Genomic DNA, 20,055 nt, shown 5'->3' with positions numbered 1-20,055 from the left:
TTATGCCATTAACTCTCACTGACAACACAACAAAAACATTTTCTCTTTCTGAATACAAAAGCGGCTTGCCGAACCTGCGCAAAATTGCAAACAAGACTATCGGTGATTTACAGACGGAATCAGGTATTTTGATTTTTCCTCCAAAAGTTGAAGACACAGATGATGATATAAAAGACCATGTGATTTTTAATCTTACAGAAGACGATAATTCATTCAGTATAAAAACAGAAAATATTATGGGATTTATCGGTAAAGGTGAAACTGAACTGAATATCTGTTCTCGCTTTACTCACAAAAAGGACGAAAGCGTTTCGGAACAAAAAGATTTTTTTCTTCATTATATGCTTGAAAAAGTCTGTCACGTAAATCTTTCAAAATTAAAAAGTACACAGACAAAAGATAAAATTTTTGATTTTCTGCCGTATCTTTTTCCAAAGTATCTGGTTGCAGCGTTAAGTCAGGGGTTGTATAAAGAATACCAGAACAAAAAATACAATGATTCAAATGTTCGCGGAGCAATCGATGTAAACCGTCACATTAAACTGAATATTCCGTTCAATGCAAAAATTGCTTACAAAACACGCGAATACAGTTTTGACAATTCTGTTACAGAACTGGTGCGGCTCACAATTGAATATCTTCGTTCAAGTAAATCTTTCAAACATATTCTTCTTCAGAATGAAGAAACAAAAGATGCAGTTTCAAAAATCGAAAGTGCAACTCCGCTTTATAACCGAATGAACAGACAGAAAATACTTTCTCAAACTGCAAAGCCTGTAAAATCTCCGTTCTATACAAAATACCGTGATTTGCAGAAAATATGCAGAATGATTCTTCTGCGTGAAAAAATAAAATACGATTCTTCGGCAAATAAAATTTATGGAATACTTTTTGACGGTGCGTGGCTTTGGGAAGAATATCTTTGGACAATATTAAAAAAATGCGGCTTCAAACATCCGCAGAATAAAAAATCAAAAGATGGACTTTCTCCTACAATAGATGGAGTTGGAAGATTTTATCCTGATTTTTATAAATTAAAACCAGATACAAAAGAATCTGAACATAAAGCTCAAATTATTCTGGATGCTAAATATAAAAACTTTGACGATAAAAATCCTGTGGCAGCTGACCTTACACAAATGATTTCGTATATTCACGTTATGGACGCCGAAGAAGGAAAGTTTATTTATCCTTCAGCAAACGAAAATCAGAGTTATTGTCAATTGTTGTGGATTGAAAAAAAGTGTCTTTTCATCAGGCAGCCTTCATTTGTTCACCGTCCACAAAAATTATATTTTTGGCGACAAGTTCAAGTTGTTTAAATCCCCTGAGCCGTCGCCAGTTTTTCTCTGCCTGAAGACAAAGCTTGAAAGCCATTGCAACAGAAGCAGCGGAAGAGCCGTTTCCTTTTGTTGACTTGTGGCGCAACCTGACTGTTGCAAATGTCGATTCAATCGGATTCGACGTTCTAATGTGAGCCCAATGTTCCGCCGGATAATCATAAAAGCGGAACAAATCCTCCTTGTCTTTTTCAAGACATTCCGTTGCCTTCGGATATTTTTTTCCGAAAGTTTCTATAAATAAGTCGTAGGCTTTCAAGGCGTTTGCACGTTTGTCTGCCTGCCACATATCCCGAATCATTTTTGTGGCCTGAGTCTGCACACAGTCAGGCAATTTGTCCAGAATGTTCATGGACTTGTGGAACCAGCATCTCTGAATTTTTAGCTGGCCCCAGATTTCATCAACTGCATTTTGAAACCCAAGCGCTCCGTCGCAGACTGCCAATTTTGGTGCTTTTGTCAGTCCGCGGAATTTCAAATCAAGCAAAACTCCACGCCAACTTTCCGTTGACTCGCGAATTCCGGCCTGTACAGCCACAAGTTCTTTTTTGCCTTCAACAGTTACGCCAATTATTACCAGAAGGCAGGTCTTTTCACCGTCAAGCCGGGACTTTACGTAAATTCCGTCTGCCCAAACATAAACGTATTCCTTTCCGGAAAGATCTCGTTTGCGCCATTCGTCATATTCAGCCTGCCATTTTACAGTAAGCTTTGTTATGACTGACGGACTCAGGCCCTTTGCTTCTTTACCAAGAACATCATGGAGCATGGCTGAAAACTTGTTTGAAGAAATTCCTGCAAGGTAGGCAGCGGAAAGTATTGCTTCTACTGTCGGAGTTTTTCTTGCAAACGGAGGAAGGACTTTGCTTACAAAGCGATCCTTTTCTTCAAGTGCACGGTCATCAACTCTGGGAAGCCTGACTGTAACGTAACCGTTTGTAGTAAGAATTGTCCGTTCTTTGTGAAAGCCGTTTCTTACTACAAGTTTGTTTCCGGTTTTGTCTACGATAGAAGAAGTTTTATTAAGAAAACGCTGAACTTCATCCTCGTAAAGACTTTCAATTACTTCACGTGCTCTTGCGCGGATTGCTTTTTCAAGCAAATCAATCGTTGGACTATTGGAATTTTCTTCAATTTCCAGTATTCTTTTCATAAGAGGTCTCCTTCGGTGTTTATTTTTTTTTCCAAAGAAAACTATACCTTAGACAGACCTCTTTTTCTATGCCTTCTCAGGCAATCCACAACTTTTGATTATAACTCCGAAAATCAAGTATTAAAATTATGGACAATAAAACCTTTTGCGAATACAACAGCAAATCTTGGAACAATTTCGTTTTTTATTCCGCAAAAAGCTGAGAATTATTCAGACTTTGAAACAGAAATAAAAAAATCAGAAGATCAGTTTTTTTCTTATTTTGAAAATGGAGGTGCACAAAATATATATTTAAATATGAAACGACATAGATTTATTTGAAATAGGCAAACAAGACGGACTGATAACTTTTAATGGAGCTTGCTTTAGAATTACATATAATTATCAAAAAAGTCGCGTAATTACAATAATCCAGTAGAAGAATAAGACAATTGTCTAAAAGGAGAAATTATGAGTAAAATTTTAATAGAGTTAAAAGGAAAGGTAAGTAAAATATTTACTTCGATTACACATATGAATCCTTACACAAAAGGGTTTTTAGATGGTATGTTTATGATCATAGCGATCGTATGTATATGCCGAATGCCAATTATAAATATAAAGGATTCTGGTTATTCTTTTTCAAATGTGGATCGGATAATAAATGTAATAGGTTATATTATACTCTTGAGGTTTCTTATACGAGAATTCTTTTTGTTTTCTGTAAAAGGCAATACTACAATAGGTTTTAGTTATATACCATTTTTAGTAATTATTTTTCAATTTATTGCCTGTTCTTTTGATAATCGTATTGCAGATGTGATATTTGTTTTGTCAGTTTTTGTGTTTTTACTAATAATTCAAATTATTGTACCTAAAGAAAAGAGAAATATGCTATGTCAGAGTTTTAAATTCTCTACTGCAATTTTTATATTTTTTTCTGCTTTTATAAATTTTATTTATAAAATATTATCTGATAAGTATTTACTTAAAAAAAATCTTGGTGAATTTATTGACCAATTCTATACAACTGCATTTATATTAGCAATATTTATTTTTTATATTGCAATACTTGAAAGAAAACTTTTTCAAGAGGAACAAAAATCTTCAAAAGATGTTGATATACAGAGTCATAAATAAAATAAACTTTTAACTTATTGTGAAAATTATAGGCTCAATATCATTTAATCAACACAAATTTTATCGGTGGATCGTATTTTTTGGATATAACAGATTTTGACAAACTCTGGGACTTAAAACTTTCTTCTATTGGAGCACTTGCTGGAAAAAATGCAGGAACTCTTACTTCTATGCTAAATTCAGAAGATGGTAGAAAAATTGCAGTGATTACAGCGGAAACTGCTGGAACTGTTACTGCCTGTTATTGTACTACTCGTGGTATAAATTATACAATTTGCGGTATTCCAATAAAAACTATGAGTTATAATCAAAAGTTGTGGATTGCCTGAGAAGGCATAGAAAAAGAGGTCTGTCTAAGGTATAGTTTTCTTTGGAAAAAAAAATAAACACCGAAGGAGACCTCTTATGAAAAGAATACTGGAAATTGAAGAAAATTCCAATAGTCCAACGATTGATTTGCTTGAAAAAGCAATCCGCGCAAGAGCACGTGAAGTAATTGAAAGTCTTTACGAGGATGAAGTTCAGCGTTTTCTTAATAAAACTTCTTCTATCGTAGACAAAACCGGAAACAAACTTGTAGTAAGAAACGGCTTTCACAAAGAACGGACAATTCTTACTACAAACGGTTACGTTACAGTCAGGCTTCCCAGAGTTGATGACCGTGCACTTGAAGAAAAGGATCGCTTTGTAAGCAAAGTCCTTCCTCCGTTTGCAAGAAAAACTCCGACAGTAGAAGCAATACTTTCCGCTGCCTACCTTGCAGGAATTTCTTCAAACAAGTTTTCAGCCATGCTCCATGATGTTCTTGGTAAAGAAGCAAAGGGCCTGAGTCCGTCAGTCATAACAAAGCTTACTGTAAAATGGCAGGCTGAATATGACGAATGGCGCAAACGAGATCTTTCCGGAAAGGAATACGTTTATGTTTGGGCAGACGGAATTTACGTAAAGTCCCGGCTTGACGGTGAAAAGACCTGCCTTCTGGTAATAATTGGCGTAACTGTTGAAGGCAAAAAAGAACTTGTGGCTGTACAGGCCGGAATTCGCGAGTCAACGGAAAGTTGGCGTGGAGTTTTGCTTGATTTGAAATTCCGCGGACTGACAAAAGCACCAAAATTGGCAGTCTGCGACGGAGCGCTTGGGTTTCAAAATGCAGTTGATGAAATCTGGGGCCAGCTAAAAATTCAGAGATGCTGGTTCCACAAGTCCATGAACATTCTGGACAAATTGCCTGACTGTGTGCAGACTCAGGCCACAAAAATGATTCGGGATATGTGGCAGGCAGACAAACGTGCAAACGCCTTGAAAGCCTACGACTTATTTATAGAAACTTTCGGAAAAAAATATCCGAAGGCAACGGAATGTCTTGAAAAAGACAAGGAGGATTTGTTCCGCTTTTATGATTATCCGGCGGAACATTGGGCTCACATTAGAACGTCGAATCCGATTGAATCGACATTTGCAACAGTCAGGTTGCGCCACAAGTCAACAAAAGGAAACGGCTCTTCCGCTGCTTCTGTTGCAATGGCTTTCAAGCTTTGTCTTCAGGCAGAGAAAAACTGGCGACGGCTCAGGGGATTTAAACAACTTGAACTTGTCGCCAAAAATATAATTTTTGTGGACGGTGAACAAATGAAGGCTGCCTGATGAAAAGACACTTTTTTTCAATCCACAACAATTGACAATAACTCAAAAACTATTAAGTTATGAGAATAATAAAATGAAAAAAGTATTTTTACCAATTTCCTTTATTTTTTGTTTAAGTTTATGTTTTGCTGAAGATGAAAGTGTTTCTTTTTCAGCAAATAAAAATGTTACTATATTAAATAAGGAAGAACCAAGTAGCGAAAAGATAATGCCAAAGATGGATATAGAGCTTAGATTTTATCTGCCCTCTCTAGTTGACAATACTACAGGAACAAATCCATATATGAAACTAAGAAATTATGAGGAATCTCTAAAAGTAAATAAAAGTGTATCCTTTATGATGGAAGGAAGAGGTGAAATTACTACTATTAATAAATTTTCTTTTGTTTATGGATTTGGTTGTTCAAGTTATGTTGAAACGGAAACAAGCGATAACCATAAATATACTTCTTTAGACGTTTCTTTAGGAGTCGGTATTTATTGTCGTCCTTTTTTTGAAACATATTCATTAACAGGAACTTATTTGTTCTTCTATCCGATTTTTAACTTGCCTGTTTATGTACTAGATGATATAACAAATACCACAGCTTACGGAGCAAATGATTATTACTGGAAAATTGCTGCAGATTTAGGTTATACATTTTCTGTTTTTGATTACTTTACATGTTCTCCTTATATGAGAAGTATAATTGGATGGCTAGATGGAGATCTTGATGTAGCATTAGATTTTGGATTTACCATCGGCTATTATTTCCATGACAAGAATTATTTTCATTAATCTATTTTGTTCTTGATGCAGAATACAGTTGTAAAGGATTACACTCTCGAATTTATGGTTAATTAAAACAAGGAGCAAATTATGCTATACAGATTTACCAAATCGGGCTGCAGAAGATTTTCTGAAAATTAAAAAGCCTGTTTGTAAAGTTAAAATCCAGAATGCAATGAATCAAAAAACACGTTGTATTTTTTATTATGATTTTGGTGATAACTGGAAATTCAATGTAAAAATTACAAATATTCTGAATTCAACTTCACCTGTAAAAATTCTTGACGGTGAAAATCTCGGGATTTTGGAAGATTGTGGTGGTGTTTGTGGACTTGAGCACATTGTGAAATTGTTGAAAAATGCTTATGAAACGTGGAATCTTTAGTAGGAATAATTTAAAACATTTGTATAGTATTTATTGAAATTCATCAAAGAAAACTATATAATATTTTCATGACACTTCAGCAATTAAAATATGTAATCGGTGTTTCTGAAATTGGTTCACTTAATAAAGCTGCAGAGATTTTGTATGTTTCGCAGCCTTCACTTACGACTGCGATTAAAGATATCGAAAATGAATTCAATGTAAAACTCTTTAACCGTTCAAGCAAGGGAATAAGTCTTACAAACGAAGGAAAAGAATTTGTTCAGCACGCAAGGCAGATTTACGCGCAGTATGAAAGTTTGCTCGACGATTTTGATCCTTCAAAAAAACGCAAGGAGAAGTTTGCGGTAAGCTGCCAGCATTTTTCTTTCTGTGTAAAATCTTTTATTAATCTTGTAAACAAATACAAAAAGAATAATTCTTCTGCTGAATACGAATTTGCAATCAGCGAAACGCGGACTCTTACTGTAATTGAAGATGTTGCAAATATGCGTAGTGAAATAGGCATTTTGAATTTGAGTAATTTTAACCGCTCGCATATTCTGAAAGTTTTAAAATCAAATGAACTTGAATTCAATTCGCTTGTATTCTGCAAAACTTATGTTTACCTTTGGAAAAAGCATCCTCTTGCAAAAAAAGAATTTATTACTTTTGATGAATTAAAAGAGTATCCAGTTTTGATGTTTGACCAAAATGCAATGAGTTCACTCTATTTTACAGAAGAAATTTTTGCTGACCGCGAGTTTCCCAAAGTTATAAAGACAACTGACAGGGCTACAAATTTGAATCTGATGGTCGGAGTAAACGCATACTGTCTTTGTTCAGGAATTATAAGCAATGAGTTGAACGGAAATGATTTTGTTGCTGTTCCGTTTATGGACAGCGAAAATTCCGACAAAGCAATGGAAATTGGCTACATAACAAAAAAGAATGTTGTTCTGTCAAAAGCCGCAAACGATTATCTTGAAGAACTTAAAAAATATTTGGCGAGATGAAAATTCAAGCAAAATTCATCAATTCCAATACTAGATTCTTTACATTTAGAAAAATTGATATTATTCTTTTGTAGTGATTAAAATATTGTCAGACAAAACTTGCACTTAAAACGTAAAAAAAATAAATCAAATGCCAACACCAACCACACGAACCTACATTGCAATAGATCTCAAAAGTTTTTACGCTTCAGTTGAATGTATTGAACAAGGACTGGATCCGCTCAAGACAAATCTTGTTGTGGCAGATGTTTCGCGGACAGAAAAAACAATTTGTCTTGCAGTTTCGCCGTCACTTAAGTCTTACGGAATTCCGGGACGACCAAGGCTTTTTGAAGTTGTTCAAAAAGTTAAAGAAATAAATTTGCATCGAAAAAACAAAGCGCCTTTGGATTCATTTTACGGAAAGTCAGAAAATATTGATGAGCTGAATGAAAATCCCAATCTGGAACTTTCTTATATTGCAGCGCCTCCGCAGATGTCGCACTACATAAAAAAGAGTACGGACATTTACAGAATTTATTTAAAATATATTTCACCAGAAGACATTCACGTTTATTCGATTGATGAAGTTTTTATGGATGTAACCGGATATCTGAATACGTACAAACTTACGGCGCGTGAACTTGCTGTAAAAATGATTCACGATGTTTTGTCCGAGACAGGAATTACAGCAACGGCCGGAATCGGAACAAATATGTATCTTGCAAAAATTGCGATGGACATAGAAGCAAAACATGTTCCAGCAGACAAAGACGGAGTGCGCATTGCAGAACTTGACGAAATGACATTCCGCAAAAAACTTTGGAATCACAAACCGCTTACAGATTTCTGGCGGATTGGACGGGGAACAGAAGCAAGACTCAGCCGGATTGGACTTTATACGATGGGCGATATTGCGCGTCAGTCCGTTAAAAATGAAGAAATACTGTACAAAACTTTTGGCATTAATGCCGAACTTCTAATTGACCACGCTTGGGGTTGGGAGCCGTGTACGATTGCGCATGTAAAGGCATATAAAAGTAAAAACTCAAGTCTTGGTTCGGGACAGGTTTTGACGTGTGCATATACAAATGAAAAAGCGCGCATTGTTGTTATGGAAATGGCCGACCAGCTTTGTCTTGATTTAACTGCAAAAGGACTTGTTACAAATCAGATTGTGGTGACAGTCGGTTATGATATTGAAAACCTCGTGGATGAAAAAATAAGTTCAAAATATTCCGGCGAAGTTGTAAAAAATTATTACGGTAAAGAAATTCCAAAACCTGTTGCAGGAAGAATTAATCTTGACGGTTGGTATGCAAGCGCAAATGTAATTGTCAATGCAACTTTGAAGTTGTTTGACAGTATTACAGATACTAATTTATTAATTCGAAGGCTGAATATTACAGCAGGCCGTGTTTTAACAGAAGAAGACGCGCAAAAAGAAATCAAAGCGAATCCAAAAAATCCTGAACTTGATTTATTCGGCGATCAGGAAGAAAATAAAAAGATTGAAGAGCAAAAAAAAGTACGCGAGAAAAAAAGTCTTGCCCTTCAGAAAATGGCATTGAACATAAAAGAAAAATACGGAAAAAATGCAATTCTTAAAGGCGTTGATTATATTGAAGGAGCTACAGCGCGTGAACGAAACAATCAGATTGGAGGACACAAAGCATGATAATTCAAAGCGAAAAAAATTATGATGATATAATAAATCTGCCGCACCATGTTTCTTCAGTTCACCCACCGCTTTCTGACTCACAAAGAGCCGCGCAGTTTTTACCATTTGCAGCCCTTACCGGATACGAAGACGCAATCCGCAAAACAGCAGCAAAAGCAGAACAGGAAGCGCAGTAAAAGAAAAGATTTATTTCACCAGCTTTTTACATAATGGAAGAAGTTCTTCTATTTTTTCTACGATGCGTTTTTGTTCTGCAAGTGGCGGAAGAGGAATTAAAAGATTAGCAATGCTATCCTTATTTAAAGTCCTTCCTTTTATTGCGTCCTTAAAGTCTCCCATTTTTGTTAGTAAAGGAAGTGAATAGAAAAAGTAATTTCTTATTGCATATTCTTCATCAACAAAAGGCTTTATTGTAATAATAGCTTCATTATGATATGCGTCTATATCAAGAATTGAAGTTCTACCCACAGTTAATTTAAAACTCATAAGAAGAGAATTCTTTTGGCTGATTCTTTTATTCCAATATTCAACCGATGCTTCTTCTGAAATTGACTCTTTTGTTTCCTTAACAAAACCATAATCTGTCATATCAGAAATTGAAACCCAATTGTATTTTCCTTTATTCCAATAAATATCATTTGCACGTTCAGGAGTTTTTCCTGTAATTCTTTCACACAAATCACCGAATTTTACCCAGCACCAACTTTCTGGAATATCAAAAGGCTTTTCATCTTCTGTAATTTCTGCAAGAGGCTTGTCCTTTTTGATTTTTCCTTCTGCAATCAACCTGGCTTTTTGGGCTTTTATTTTTTCGAGCAAATCTTTTGCGTTACCGTCTTCTTTGAGTTGAGGAACAAGTTTTCCCATTATGGCTTGCTGCAAAATGGATTTTTGCATATCTACAGGGAACTTTTTGTTGAACTCTTGAAGTTTTGTGTGGGCAACATCATATTTTTGAATATAAGGCAAAAGTTCTTCGATTTTTGCTACAATGGCTTTTTGTTCGGCAAGTGGTGGGAGAGGAATTAATGTTTTAACGATTTTTTCACGAGAAATATTTGGTTGAGCTCCACCTTCGGCTTTTTTTTCAAATACACTTTTTTGAGACATCAAAAAATAGAAAAGGTATTTATTATAAACACCATTATGACAAGTGCATGCACAACAAGCTTGATTAGTTGTAAGTTCAATTCCTGCAATTGCCAATTTCCCAATTGTTGCACCATACATCGCAATCAAAACATCCCCAACTCTATTATATCGAAGAGAACATTCGTTCAATGCTTTCTCAGTAATAAACTCACAAGCTTCGGAAACAATACCATTATTCAATTCCCCAGTTTTAATCCATGGAATTGTTCCATTTTGATAATAATCAGGATTTCCTCTTTGTGGCGTTGCTCCTGCTCCCCAATCACCAATTTCTCCCAACCTGCACCAGCACCAACTTTCTGGAATATCAAACGGAATTTCATCTTCTGTGATTTCTGCAAGTGCACGACCAGACGCACCTGCTTTGGTCGTGTCCTTTTTGATTTTTCCTTCTGCAATCAACTTTTCTTTTTCGGCTTTAATCTGTTGCAAAAGTTCTGCGCCGGTTTTTTGGTCTGACGGGGCGTTGCGGGGTGTCCCCGCAGAGGGGGTAGCGGAAGACGGCTTGCCGGCTGTAGCGAGGGGGAGACTTCCCCCCTTTAATAGTTTTCCCTCAACAGCAAGCTGGAGAATACTGTTTTTTAAATCCTGTGCTGTCATTTTTTTGCCTCGTCTTTTTCAGGATGTGTAAGATAATACTGATTTTTCTGACTTTCAATTTCTTTGCGGAGCTGTTCTTCTGTTGGCAGACAAAATCTGTATTTTGTGGCAAAAAGCTGTTCGTTCCCTTTTAAAACTGAATATTTTGCAATGTCTGCATCTGTGTCAGCACACAAAAGAATTCCTAATGTAGGATTGTCGCCTTCACTACGCTTAAGTTCATCAAACATCCGCACATACATATCCATTTGCCCAACATCCTGATGTGTAATAGTTTCAGTTTTCAAATCAATAAGCACAAAGCATTTGAGAATAAAATTGTAAAAAACAAGATCTATGTAATAGTCTTTTTTTTCTGTATGAATGTGCATCTGTCGGCCAACAAAAGCATAGCCTTTTCCAAGTTCCATCAAAAACTTTTGCAGATTGCTTATAAGGCTGTTTTCCAATGTTGATTCCAAAAGAGTTTCATTTTCTCTGAATCCCAAAAATTCCAGAATTACAGGGTCTTTTACAAATTCTTCTTTTTGTGTCTGATAATCTGCCGTAAGTTGTTTCATTTCTGCACGAACCAAATCTTTTTTTGGAGATTTGAGCATTCTGTAATAGTATTGAGAAGAAATGTTCCGTTGCAAAGTACGGACACTCCAGCTTTCATTTACAGATTCCTGTGCATACCAGTCGCGGGCATCTTTATTTTCTTCCTGAAGAAGAATGCGAAAATGAGACCAGTCAAGAAATTTGTAAATATCAGATTTTGGATACACTGTGTCCAAAATGTCAGGAAAAGTTTTATAAAAACTCAAAAATTTATACAAAAGACTTTGTTCAAATCCTTTTCCATAAATTTCTGTAAGTTGCTTTGAAAGATTTTTAATCACTTTTTTTCCGTATTCAGCACGGTTTTCGCCTTTTAATTCTTCCAAAGCAATGCGTTCACCTAAAAGCCAGTTTCTCTGAACTAAAGTCCAGTTTACAGATTTAATAGCATAAGATTTTGCAGAATCAATTATGTTTTTTGCATCTGTGAGAATGTTATCTGTTTTTGTATATTGAATAAGTTCATAGTCGCCCATTTTTATTCCCCAAGAATGCGTGTAATATCTGCAAGAACGCTGTCAATTTCTGCATTGAGGCTGGCTCGTTTTTCTTCGTAGCGGGCAATCAAATCTTTTGGTGCAAGAATTTCTTCTTCTTCGTGAGGATAGCCGCAAAGGTCAATGTTGTAGCCAAGGTCTGTAAGTTCTTTGTTTGTATATTTTTTTGCCTTCGGGAATCCGTCTTCTTCGATTTCGTGACGATTTTCCCACCAGATTCTTGCTTCTTCAAAATGTTCTATCTTCATTGGTTTTGTCTTTGAAAAATGTTTGTATCCTTCAGGCATATCAAGACGGTAGAACCAGGTTTCTTTTGTTGCAGGATTATCGGCGGTTCCCTGTTCTTTTGGGCGGTTAAAGAAAAGAATGTTTGTTGTAATGCTTGTATATGGAGCAAAAACAGAAGACGGCATACGAATCACTGTATGAAGATTGAATTCTGTCAAAAGCTTTTTCTTGATTGCAACTTTTGCGTTGTCTGTGCCGAATAAAAATCCATCGGGAATAATAACTGCAGCCCGTCCATTCTTCTTTAAGCGGTACATAATAACTGACATAAAAAGATCGGCAGTTTCACTAGAAGCAAGGTCTGACGGAAAGTGGCTTTTAATATCTGATTTTTCGTTTCCGCCATAAGGTAGATTCATAAGAATTACATCAAAACGGTCATCATCGGTGTAGTTCAGAACATCGTACTGCAAACTATTATCATGATAGATGCGAGGTACATCAATTCCGTGAAGAAGCATATTTGTAATACAAAGTGTGTACGGGAAAGGCTTTTTTTCGATTCCGTATATTGAACTTGAATATTTGAGAACATCTTCTGCACTGTTTGTTTTGTCTTCCAGCTGTTTGAGCCAGCTTGTCAAAAATCCACCTGTACCACAGGCAAAGTCGGCAACTGTTTCGCCAAGCTTCGGAGCAATGCGTTCTGCCATAAATTCTGTTACTGCACGCGGAGTATAGAATTCTCCGGAGCTGCCTGCACTCTGAAGTTCTTTAAGAATGCTTTCGTAAATATCGCCAAAGGCATGGCTTTCTTCGTAATCGCCCAAATCGAGTTCATCAATTACACAAAGAACCTGTCGCAAAAGAACACCGTCTTTCATGTAGTTGTTGGCATCTTCAAAAACCGTTTTTACGATTGCTTTTTTTACAGGAGTTTCAGGAGTAACTTCAAGTTTTTTGAGTGTCGGGAAAAGTGTATTGTTAACAAAATCAAGAAGTGTATCTCCTGTCATTCCGTCTCCGGCTTTTTCTTCATGCGCCCAGGATGACCATTTGCAATTATCCGGAATAATTGATTTATAATCTTCTTCTGCAAATTCCCAATCGGCTTCTTTTGTATCGTAAACTTTCAAAAAAAGCATCCATGACATCTGTTCAATGCGCTGTGCGTCACCGTTAATACCTGCATCGTTACGCATAATGTCACGAATACGTTTTACAAAGTTTGAAATATTTGCCATTTTATATTTTCTCCAATTTTAATTGTTTAATTATTTAAGCTGCAAAATTATAAAGTTCTTCTTCAAGTTCTTTTATTGCATTAAAATACATATCTTTTCCGCCGAAAGCCTTTGCAATATTTGCAGGACTTCCAAACTGGCGGAATGGATTTGCATTTAATATAGAAGTTTCTTCTATTTGATATATGCCTTCATCTTTATATTTTTCAATAAGTGCATCCAAAACTTGTCTTGCAACCCCTGAATACTTGCTCAAGAAGTCTTTTTTCTGAACATTTTCTGCACGTTCTCGTCTTGTCAAAGGTTTCTTGTCAAACGCAACATGACAGATAAAATCAAAATCATCTACATCATTCATATTCTGGTCTGATTTGAGCATTTCAAGGTCAATACCGTGTTCTTTAAGAAGATCTGAAATTGCAACTTTCTTTTCTGCTTCTGACCATTTGTTGATAAAGTTATCAAGAGTTGAATACTCATCCATGATATTTGACTTTGTGTAATCGATTATATTTTCCTGACGAAGAAGTTTTCCGCTTGCATCATAAATTGATACAGTCTTTCCAAGAATTTCAACTTTACAACCGTTTCTATCAACAACAGGTTTTGGATTGCCGGGAACAGAAGGGTTATCAGCTGTGTCTTCGGCTTCTCCACCGTTTCCACCATTTTTACCAACAGGAGTTACACCGTCATCGCCGCCAAAATCAGGATGCTGTTCAATAGGGCCATCCCATTCAGGATCAGCAAAAAGTCTTGTTACATTACGGAAGTCCATAATAGTAAAGTACATTTTTCCTTCTTTTTCACGAATACGGGTTCCACGACCAATAATCTGCTTGAATTCTGTCATGGAACTAATCATTTCATCAAGAACAATGAGCTTAACCATTTTACAGTCGGCGCCCGTAGAAAGAAGTTTTGAAGTTGTTGCAATTACCGGATAATCAGAACTTACAGAAATAAAGTAATCAAGTTTGCTCTTTCCGTAGGCATCACTTCCTGTAATGCGGACAACATAATCAGGATTTTTTGCAACCATATCTGCATTCAGATTATTAAGTTCAATGCGCATTGCTTCGGCATGTTCTTCTGTTGCACAAAAGACAATTGTCTTTGCCATACGGTCTGTCTGCTTTAAGTATTTTGTAATTTCTTCTGCAACCTGATGCCGTCTGTCTTCAAGAATTATATTACGGTCAAAATCGTTATTTGTATAAATGCGATCCTCAATTTCATTTCCGAATTTATCTTTCTGACCTTTTGTCGGTCGCCATCCTTCACAAATATTTGTTCTGGCATTTATTACACGAAAAGGAGCAAGAAATCCGTCATCAACCCCTTGTTTTAAACTGTATGAATAAACAGGCTCTCCAAAGTAGTCAATATTTGAAACATATTTTGTTTCTTTTGGAGTAGCTGTCATACCAATCTGAGTTGCAGAACTAAAATATTCAAGAATTGCACGCCAATTTGAATCTGCTTTTGCACTTCCCCGGTGGCACTCATCAACAATAATCAAATCAAAGAAATCTTTTGAGAAAAGACTTTCAAATTTTTTTATACAGTCTTCTGATGATTCAATTTCATCTTCACTTTCTGTTTCGCCTGCCAACTGCTGATAAAGACTAAAATAAACCTGATAAGAACCAATTGTTGTTCTGTCATCTTTTGAAAAGTTTACCTTGTGAATTACTTTTTGAAGTGGCGCAAAATCCTGCTGAATTGACTGGTCAACAAGAATATTTCTGTCTGCAAGATAAAGAACTTTCTTTTTTAAACCTGTTTGTAAAAGTCTCCAAACAATCTGAAAAGCAGTATATGTTTTTCCTGTTCCTGTTGCCATACAAAGAAGCAGTCTGTTCTGTCCTTTTGCAATTGCACTCAAAGTTCTGTTTACCGCATTCCGCTGATAATAACGCGGTGGATAAGTATTCTGACCTGTATAGAATGGTTCATCAATTACTTTTTGTTCAGCAGGAGTGATTGCTTTTCCATTTTTATATCGTTCGATAAGTTCCTGAGGACTTGGAAATTGATCCATTGTGAATTGTTTTTCAAGTCCTGTTATATAATCGTGTTCGGCAAATCCGTCTCCGTTTGAACTAAAGGCAAAAGGAACATCAAGCATTTCGGCATAAGTTTTTGCCTGCTGAAGCCCATGACTGATTGAATGGCTGTTATCTTTTGCTTCTACTATAGCGATGGGAGTTCCGGAATTAAGGTAAAGTACATAATCTGCTTTTTTTGGTTTTTCACGGCTTACGATGTTGCCTTTTATGTTAATTTTTCCGTCTGTAAACTTTACATTCTGCTTTACAGGAGTTTCCATGGTAATATTCTGAACATTCCACTTTGCCAGAATTGCAGGTGTAATAAACTGCAATTTAATATCTTCTTCAGTCATCTGCTTTTTTGATAAAACCATACCGACTCCTATCTTCTTCTATATAGTAAGCGGAATTCAGTATACAACAAATTTTGACAAAATTCTATCAGTTATGAGATTTAAGGAATTCCTTATAGAAAACGGAATTGTTCCTTGTTCTTTTGAAGTTACTTTTGCAGGAATCTGAAAACCTTACTTTATCAAAGTATAACAATGAGTAAATATCATTTTGTGATAGCATTGAAACGTGTTTCATTATTATCATATTTAATTCTGAATTAGTTCCGCATATTGAGCAGGTTTAAAAATTAAAGGTTTTTTGATTTTTACATCGTCAAAATCCTTATCACCCGTGATTAAAACATCCGCATCTGATAATATTGCTGATACTAAAACAGGCAAATCTTTTATATCACGAATCTTTGGATATTTTTTTTCATCAATTTTATCTGGTGTTTTGAAATTTTCGTATTCCAGATTATCAAAAAAAGAATTCAATATTTCCATTTTGTCCGGGAACTTCTTTTCAAATACTTCCTTACATTCAGAAATTGTATAATCCGAAATGATTGCGGTATGTTTTTTAATTACATGTTCAAAAACAAGTGCCGCCTTCCCTTTGTGAAAAAGCATTGCCGAGATTACTACATTTGTATCAAGATAAATTCTCATGAGCTAAGAATTACTCCTTAATTCTTTTATGTAGTCCATGACATCTTCTTCTGTTTTGAATCCGGCTTTTTTTGCTTCACCTTTCATGCTTTTCTGAGCAGTTGCAAGAGCGACCTGTGAAGCATTTTGAACAAAAACCTTCCCTTTTTCTTCGAAGAAAAACAGTTTGTCGCCAGTCCTGAGATTTAAGAAATTCCTTATAGAAAGCGGAATTGTTACTTGTCCCTTTGAAGTTACTTTTGCAAGTTCCATATAAACCTCCTTACATTCCTTACTTATTGTAATACAAACAAGAAATATTGGCAACCTCTAAAAATTATATAAAAGTTGCCTTCAAATTTTACGGTAATAAAATCTACCTGCCGCAGATATTATAATTGATCTGGATTCGAACTTCCGCGACTGCGGAAGTTTTTTAATAATTTCCTTACAGAACTAGCCAACGCTAGTTGGCGTTACGAACCACACGCAAGCCGCAACTGCTGCCGCGGTCATACGGGTCGATGCTGAAACGGTAAGAAACAGCGCAGAAGCTGTCGAGGCTACCCCAGGAACCACCGCGCCGCACGCGGTAAGAGCCGGAAGCCGAACCCGCAGAGTCGGTCGTGCTGTTTATTGAACCTCTCAAGTCCCAGCACCATTCCCATACGTTACCGCTCATGTCGTAAAGTCCGTAAGCATTTGCCTGCTTTGTTTTTACTTCACGGGTTCCTGTGTCTTTTATATTTGATGTATACCATGCAACATCATCTACTGTATCACTTCCTGCATATGTGTAATTTTCTCCACCGCGGGCAAGGTATTCCCATTCTGCTTCTGTCGGAAGTCTGTAACCGTCTGCTGTAAAGTCGCAGGTTGCTGCATCCCATGCTGAATTACGAGATGTCGGTATACCTGAGTATTCAAGAGCAGAAAAGTTTACATCTTTTACTGTGTAGCAGGGTGTAAGTCCTTCTTTAATGGAAAGCTTGTTACAGTAAGCAATGGCATCATACCAGCTTACGTAATTTACAGGATTGTTAAAAACTGCATCTCCTGTAAGTTTAGTTCCGTTTGCGTCATAAGCGCTTGCTTTACTTGGGTCTGTTCCCATTACATCTTTGAATTCTCCGCGAGTTATTTCGTGGTCACTTACTAAAAGAGTTGGAATTGTGATTGCCCTTCCGCTTACAAATACTTCTGATTTTGGTGTCCAGGTTTCTTTTCCGGTGATTTCTGTACCTGCTATTTTTACAAAGACTGCTTGGGTAGAAGGTAAAACAGGAATTGCTTCTGTTTTTTTGTATTCACATACTGAACATGTATAAATTTTAACGCCTGCTTCTGTTTCTGTCGCTTCTTTTGTGACAACGCCTTCATTAAATGAATGGGCAGCTTCATCAGATTTTACATCGTGACCACAAGTTGCTGCGTGCCAGTGGCTTGTTGCGTCGCTTGTTCAGTCAGCTGAATATTTGTGTGTATGTGGTAAAACTGCAATACTTTCTGTTTTTTCATATTTACAAACAGTACAAGTATAAGTTTTGATTCCAGTTTCCGTTTCTGTCGCTTCTTTTGTTACAACGCCTTCACCGAATGTATGGGCAGCTTTGTCACTTACTTCTGAGGTATGTTCACAGGTTGCTGCATGCCAGTGACTTGTAGCATCTTTAGACCATTCTGTTGAATAAGTGTGCTCGTGTGTGTCAGTATCATTCTGACAACCAATCATTGCAAGTGCCAATATTGTTACAGCACCTGCCAAAAGCTTTGTAAAAGTTTTCATTTTCTTCCTCCAAAATTATTTATATTTAAACAAAAAAAGGCACACTCTTTATGCGGCTACATAAAGAATATGCCTTGAAATTTCTATATTATAATTTAAAAAAGAGACAGTTATCTTGAACAGAACAGAACAGAACAGAACAGAACAGAACAGAACAGAACATGTCGTGCTGCATAATCTAAATCTCCTTTTTATTTTATTAAGATTAGTTTATCATATAACAGAAAATTTAGCAACTTAAATTCAATTTTCTACAATCTTCCATTCACCGAGTGTGCGTTTTTCACTGTCAAAACTTACGCCGATTTTAACGAGCTTTTTGTCGTTGCCGTTTTTATCTTTTGTAACAGAATACGGAATTAAATATCCTTTTGAGTCAATCTGAGAAAGTGCTTCTTCTACTGTTCCGTCGAGTTTAAATTCAAAAACATAAACAGCGCTTTCTGTTTCTACAACCATATCACTTCGGCCGGCAGCACTTGTCTCTTCTGTTTTTACAACGTACGGCGTACACAAGCGCGCTATTAAATAGAACAAAGTTTTGTAGTGATTTTCGTTCTGCTTTTCTGCATTATACGGAATTGAAGACAAAAATGCTTTCATTTCTTTTAAGGCATCTTCAAGGCGGGCTTCGCGAAAGGCTCGTCCTAATTTCATAATAAATATATCATTTTGACTTACAAGTTCTGTTGCGTAATAAGGAAGCAAAGCTTTACAAAATCCATCCCGAACTTCATCATTTGGAAAACCTAAAACATATTCAGGTGAATCATATTTTTTTATTGTAAGGTATCCGCTCTGGTACAGCATTGGAACAGGGTCTGTCGCCGTTTCTGTCGGAGCGTCAAACATTTCAAGTGTTGCAGGAAATCCTTTGTCAAAACTTTCAGGATCCATATTATACTTTTTTATCAACCGAGTAAGAATTGTCGGTGTTCCTGTTGCAAACCAGAAGTTTTTTAATTCTTTTTTACTGAGCGCATTTATCAAACTGAACGGATTGTAAATGTCAGGTGACTTTTCTGTAAAATGATAACCGTCATATTTTTTTGTAAGACCTGCACACGCTTCGTCATAAGTCATATCGTTATTTTCTGCAAGCGCCTGGATTTCAGGCTTCATCTGTTCAAAAAGTTCTTCTTTTGTAATTCCGCAGATTGAAGCATATTCATTATCCATCGTAATTACATTAAGATTATTCAATTCACTGAAAATACTTAACTGACTGAACTTGCTAATGCCTGTCAAAAATACAAAACGCAGAATTCCGCCAATATCTTTTAACGGACTGAACAACTTTCGCATTTCCTGTTTTAAAACAAGCTGAAGTTCGGGGTTGTCCATTGTATCCAAAAGTGGTGCATCGTATTCGTCAACTAAAACTACAGGTTCTGTGCCTGTCTGTTCGTAAGCTGCTTTAAGGATTTTTTCAAAACGAGGACCCCATTCATATTCATTTGTATTCGTAACTTTATATATTTTTTCTAATTCAGAAAGTTTAAAATTCATATAAATCTGAAGAGATTTTAAATCTGTAAATTTATTTCCTGCAAAACTCAAATGAAAAACAGGATACTGCTTCCATTCTTTTTCAAGCTTTTCCATTGCAAGGCCGGTAAAAAGTTCTTTCTTTCCTAAAAAATAATCGCGCAAGGTCGAAATTAAAAGCGACTTTCCAAAGCGGCGCGGACGGCTCAAAAAATAAACGCGGTCGGTGTGTGTCATTTTATAAACAATGTCTGTTTTGTCTACGTAATAATAACCGTTTCTTCGTATCTGAGAAAAATCCTGCAACCCAATAGGAAAAAGTTTTAATTCTGCCATACGATTATTATATTACTTT

Annotated in this window: 21 protein-coding genes; 11 read left to right on the top strand and 10 right to left on the bottom strand. The window is 36.2% G+C overall.

The annotated features are described in order from the left end of the window. Positions 1-2 precede the first annotated feature (2 nt). The gene (locus tag IWA51_RS01065) at positions 3-1,322 is read left to right on the top strand and encodes a 5-methylcytosine restriction system specificity protein McrC (RefSeq protein ID WP_198442829.1); all 1,320 of its coding nucleotides are present in this window, start codon (positions 3-5) and stop codon (positions 1,320-1,322) included. Here IWA51_RS01065 and IWA51_RS01060 read toward each other — a convergent pair. After that, complete coding sequence (locus IWA51_RS01060; protein ID WP_198441892.1) at positions 1,255-2,493, bottom strand: IS256 family transposase; 1,239 nt, start codon at positions 2,491-2,493, stop codon at positions 1,255-1,257. The genes IWA51_RS01065 and IWA51_RS01060 overlap by 68 nt on opposite strands. Positions 2,494-2,508: 15 nt before the next feature. On the opposite strand from IWA51_RS01060, the gene IWA51_RS01055 reads away from it, so the two are divergent. The 9 genes from IWA51_RS01055 (at position 2,509) to IWA51_RS01015 (ending at position 9,241) form a co-directional block, all read left to right on the top strand. Continuing rightward, positions 2,509-2,814: a hypothetical protein gene (locus tag IWA51_RS01055; RefSeq protein WP_198442828.1), complete on the top strand. Its 306-nt coding sequence runs from the start codon at positions 2,509-2,511 to the stop codon at positions 2,812-2,814. 129 nt (positions 2,815-2,943) lie between these two features. Then, positions 2,944-3,612 carry a hypothetical protein gene (locus IWA51_RS01050; protein ID WP_198442827.1) on the top strand — a complete coding sequence of 223 codons (669 nt, stop codon included), beginning with the start codon at positions 2,944-2,946 and terminating at the stop codon, positions 3,610-3,612. Between the two features lie 80 nt (positions 3,613-3,692). Further along, positions 3,693-3,941, top strand: coding sequence for a hypothetical protein (locus IWA51_RS01045; protein WP_198442826.1), 249 nt, complete (start codon positions 3,693-3,695; stop codon positions 3,939-3,941). A 76-nt stretch (positions 3,942-4,017) separates the two neighbouring features. Continuing rightward, positions 4,018-5,256, top strand: coding sequence for an IS256 family transposase (locus IWA51_RS01040; RefSeq protein WP_198441892.1), 1,239 nt, complete (start codon positions 4,018-4,020; stop codon positions 5,254-5,256). Between the two features lie 73 nt (positions 5,257-5,329). Next, the gene (locus tag IWA51_RS01035; protein ID WP_198442825.1) at positions 5,330-6,034 is read left to right on the top strand and encodes a hypothetical protein; all 705 of its coding nucleotides are present in this window, start codon (positions 5,330-5,332) and stop codon (positions 6,032-6,034) included. A gap of 37 nt (positions 6,035-6,071) precedes the next feature. Next, complete coding sequence (locus IWA51_RS01030) at positions 6,072-6,410, top strand: IS1096 element passenger TnpR family protein (protein WP_329601798.1); 339 nt, start codon at positions 6,072-6,074, stop codon at positions 6,408-6,410. 68 nt (positions 6,411-6,478) lie between these two features. Further along, the gene (locus IWA51_RS01025) at positions 6,479-7,405 is read left to right on the top strand and encodes a LysR family transcriptional regulator (RefSeq protein ID WP_198442823.1); all 927 of its coding nucleotides are present in this window, start codon (positions 6,479-6,481) and stop codon (positions 7,403-7,405) included. A 130-nt stretch (positions 7,406-7,535) separates the two neighbouring features. Beyond that, on the top strand, positions 7,536-9,062 hold the full coding sequence (locus IWA51_RS01020) for a Y-family DNA polymerase (RefSeq protein ID WP_198442822.1): 1,527 nt from the start codon (positions 7,536-7,538) through the stop codon (positions 9,060-9,062). Then, positions 9,059-9,241: a hypothetical protein gene (locus tag IWA51_RS01015; protein ID WP_198442821.1), complete on the top strand. Its 183-nt coding sequence runs from the start codon at positions 9,059-9,061 to the stop codon at positions 9,239-9,241. The genes IWA51_RS01020 and IWA51_RS01015 overlap by 4 nt, the downstream gene beginning before the upstream one ends. Before the next feature lie 10 nt (positions 9,242-9,251). Here IWA51_RS01015 and IWA51_RS01010 read toward each other — a convergent pair whose 3' ends face one another. From IWA51_RS01010 to IWA51_RS00980, 7 genes are all read right to left on the bottom strand, one after another. After that, on the bottom strand, positions 9,252-10,817 hold the full coding sequence (locus IWA51_RS01010; RefSeq protein WP_198442820.1) for a restriction endonuclease subunit S: 1,566 nt from the start codon (positions 10,815-10,817) through the stop codon (positions 9,252-9,254). After that, positions 10,814-11,893 carry a PDDEXK nuclease domain-containing protein gene (locus IWA51_RS01005; RefSeq protein WP_198442819.1) on the bottom strand — a complete coding sequence of 360 codons (1,080 nt, stop codon included), beginning with the start codon at positions 11,891-11,893 and terminating at the stop codon, positions 10,814-10,816. Before IWA51_RS01005 ends, IWA51_RS01010 begins: the two co-directional genes overlap by 4 nt. Positions 11,894-11,895: 2 nt before the next feature. Beyond that, positions 11,896-13,386, bottom strand: coding sequence for a class I SAM-dependent DNA methyltransferase (locus IWA51_RS01000; RefSeq protein WP_198442818.1), 1,491 nt, complete (start codon positions 13,384-13,386; stop codon positions 11,896-11,898). Between the two features lie 34 nt (positions 13,387-13,420). Then, complete coding sequence (hsdR, locus tag IWA51_RS00995) at positions 13,421-15,814, bottom strand: EcoAI/FtnUII family type I restriction enzme subunit R (RefSeq protein ID WP_198442817.1); 2,394 nt, start codon at positions 15,812-15,814, stop codon at positions 13,421-13,423. 228 nt (positions 15,815-16,042) lie between these two features. Then, positions 16,043-16,447 carry a putative toxin-antitoxin system toxin component, PIN family gene (locus IWA51_RS00990; protein WP_198442816.1) on the bottom strand — a complete coding sequence of 135 codons (405 nt, stop codon included), beginning with the start codon at positions 16,445-16,447 and terminating at the stop codon, positions 16,043-16,045. 3 nt (positions 16,448-16,450) lie between these two features. Then, positions 16,451-16,699, bottom strand: coding sequence for an AbrB/MazE/SpoVT family DNA-binding domain-containing protein (locus tag IWA51_RS00985; protein WP_198442815.1), 249 nt, complete (start codon positions 16,697-16,699; stop codon positions 16,451-16,453). Between the two features lie 193 nt (positions 16,700-16,892). Then, the gene (locus tag IWA51_RS00980; protein WP_329601797.1) at positions 16,893-17,567 is read right to left on the bottom strand and encodes a formylglycine-generating enzyme family protein; all 675 of its coding nucleotides are present in this window, start codon (positions 17,565-17,567) and stop codon (positions 16,893-16,895) included. Between IWA51_RS00980 and IWA51_RS12600 the strand changes: the two genes are divergently transcribed. Next, positions 17,548-17,754: a hypothetical protein gene (locus IWA51_RS12600; protein ID WP_230402681.1), complete on the top strand. Its 207-nt coding sequence runs from the start codon at positions 17,548-17,550 to the stop codon at positions 17,752-17,754. The genes IWA51_RS00980 and IWA51_RS12600 overlap by 20 nt on opposite strands. Positions 17,755-17,885: 131 nt before the next feature. On the opposite strand, the gene IWA51_RS00975 is transcribed toward IWA51_RS12600, so the two are convergent. Further along, positions 17,886-18,212, bottom strand: a complete 327-nt coding sequence (locus IWA51_RS00975; RefSeq protein WP_198442814.1) for a hypothetical protein — start codon at positions 18,210-18,212, stop codon at positions 17,886-17,888. Between the two features lie 243 nt (positions 18,213-18,455). After that, positions 18,456-20,036, bottom strand: a complete 1,581-nt coding sequence (locus IWA51_RS00970) for an ATP-binding protein (RefSeq protein ID WP_198442813.1) — start codon at positions 20,034-20,036, stop codon at positions 18,456-18,458. Between the last annotated feature and the right edge of the window lie 19 nt (positions 20,037-20,055).

Origin of the sequence: Treponema peruense, assembly GCF_016117655.1 — a bacterium.
In the GTDB taxonomy this organism is placed as follows: Bacteria; Spirochaetota; Spirochaetia; order Treponematales; family Treponemataceae; genus Treponema_D; species Treponema_D peruense.
The sequence above is the reverse complement of the archived record's forward strand: the minus strand, read 5'-3'. Positions and strand labels throughout refer to the sequence as shown.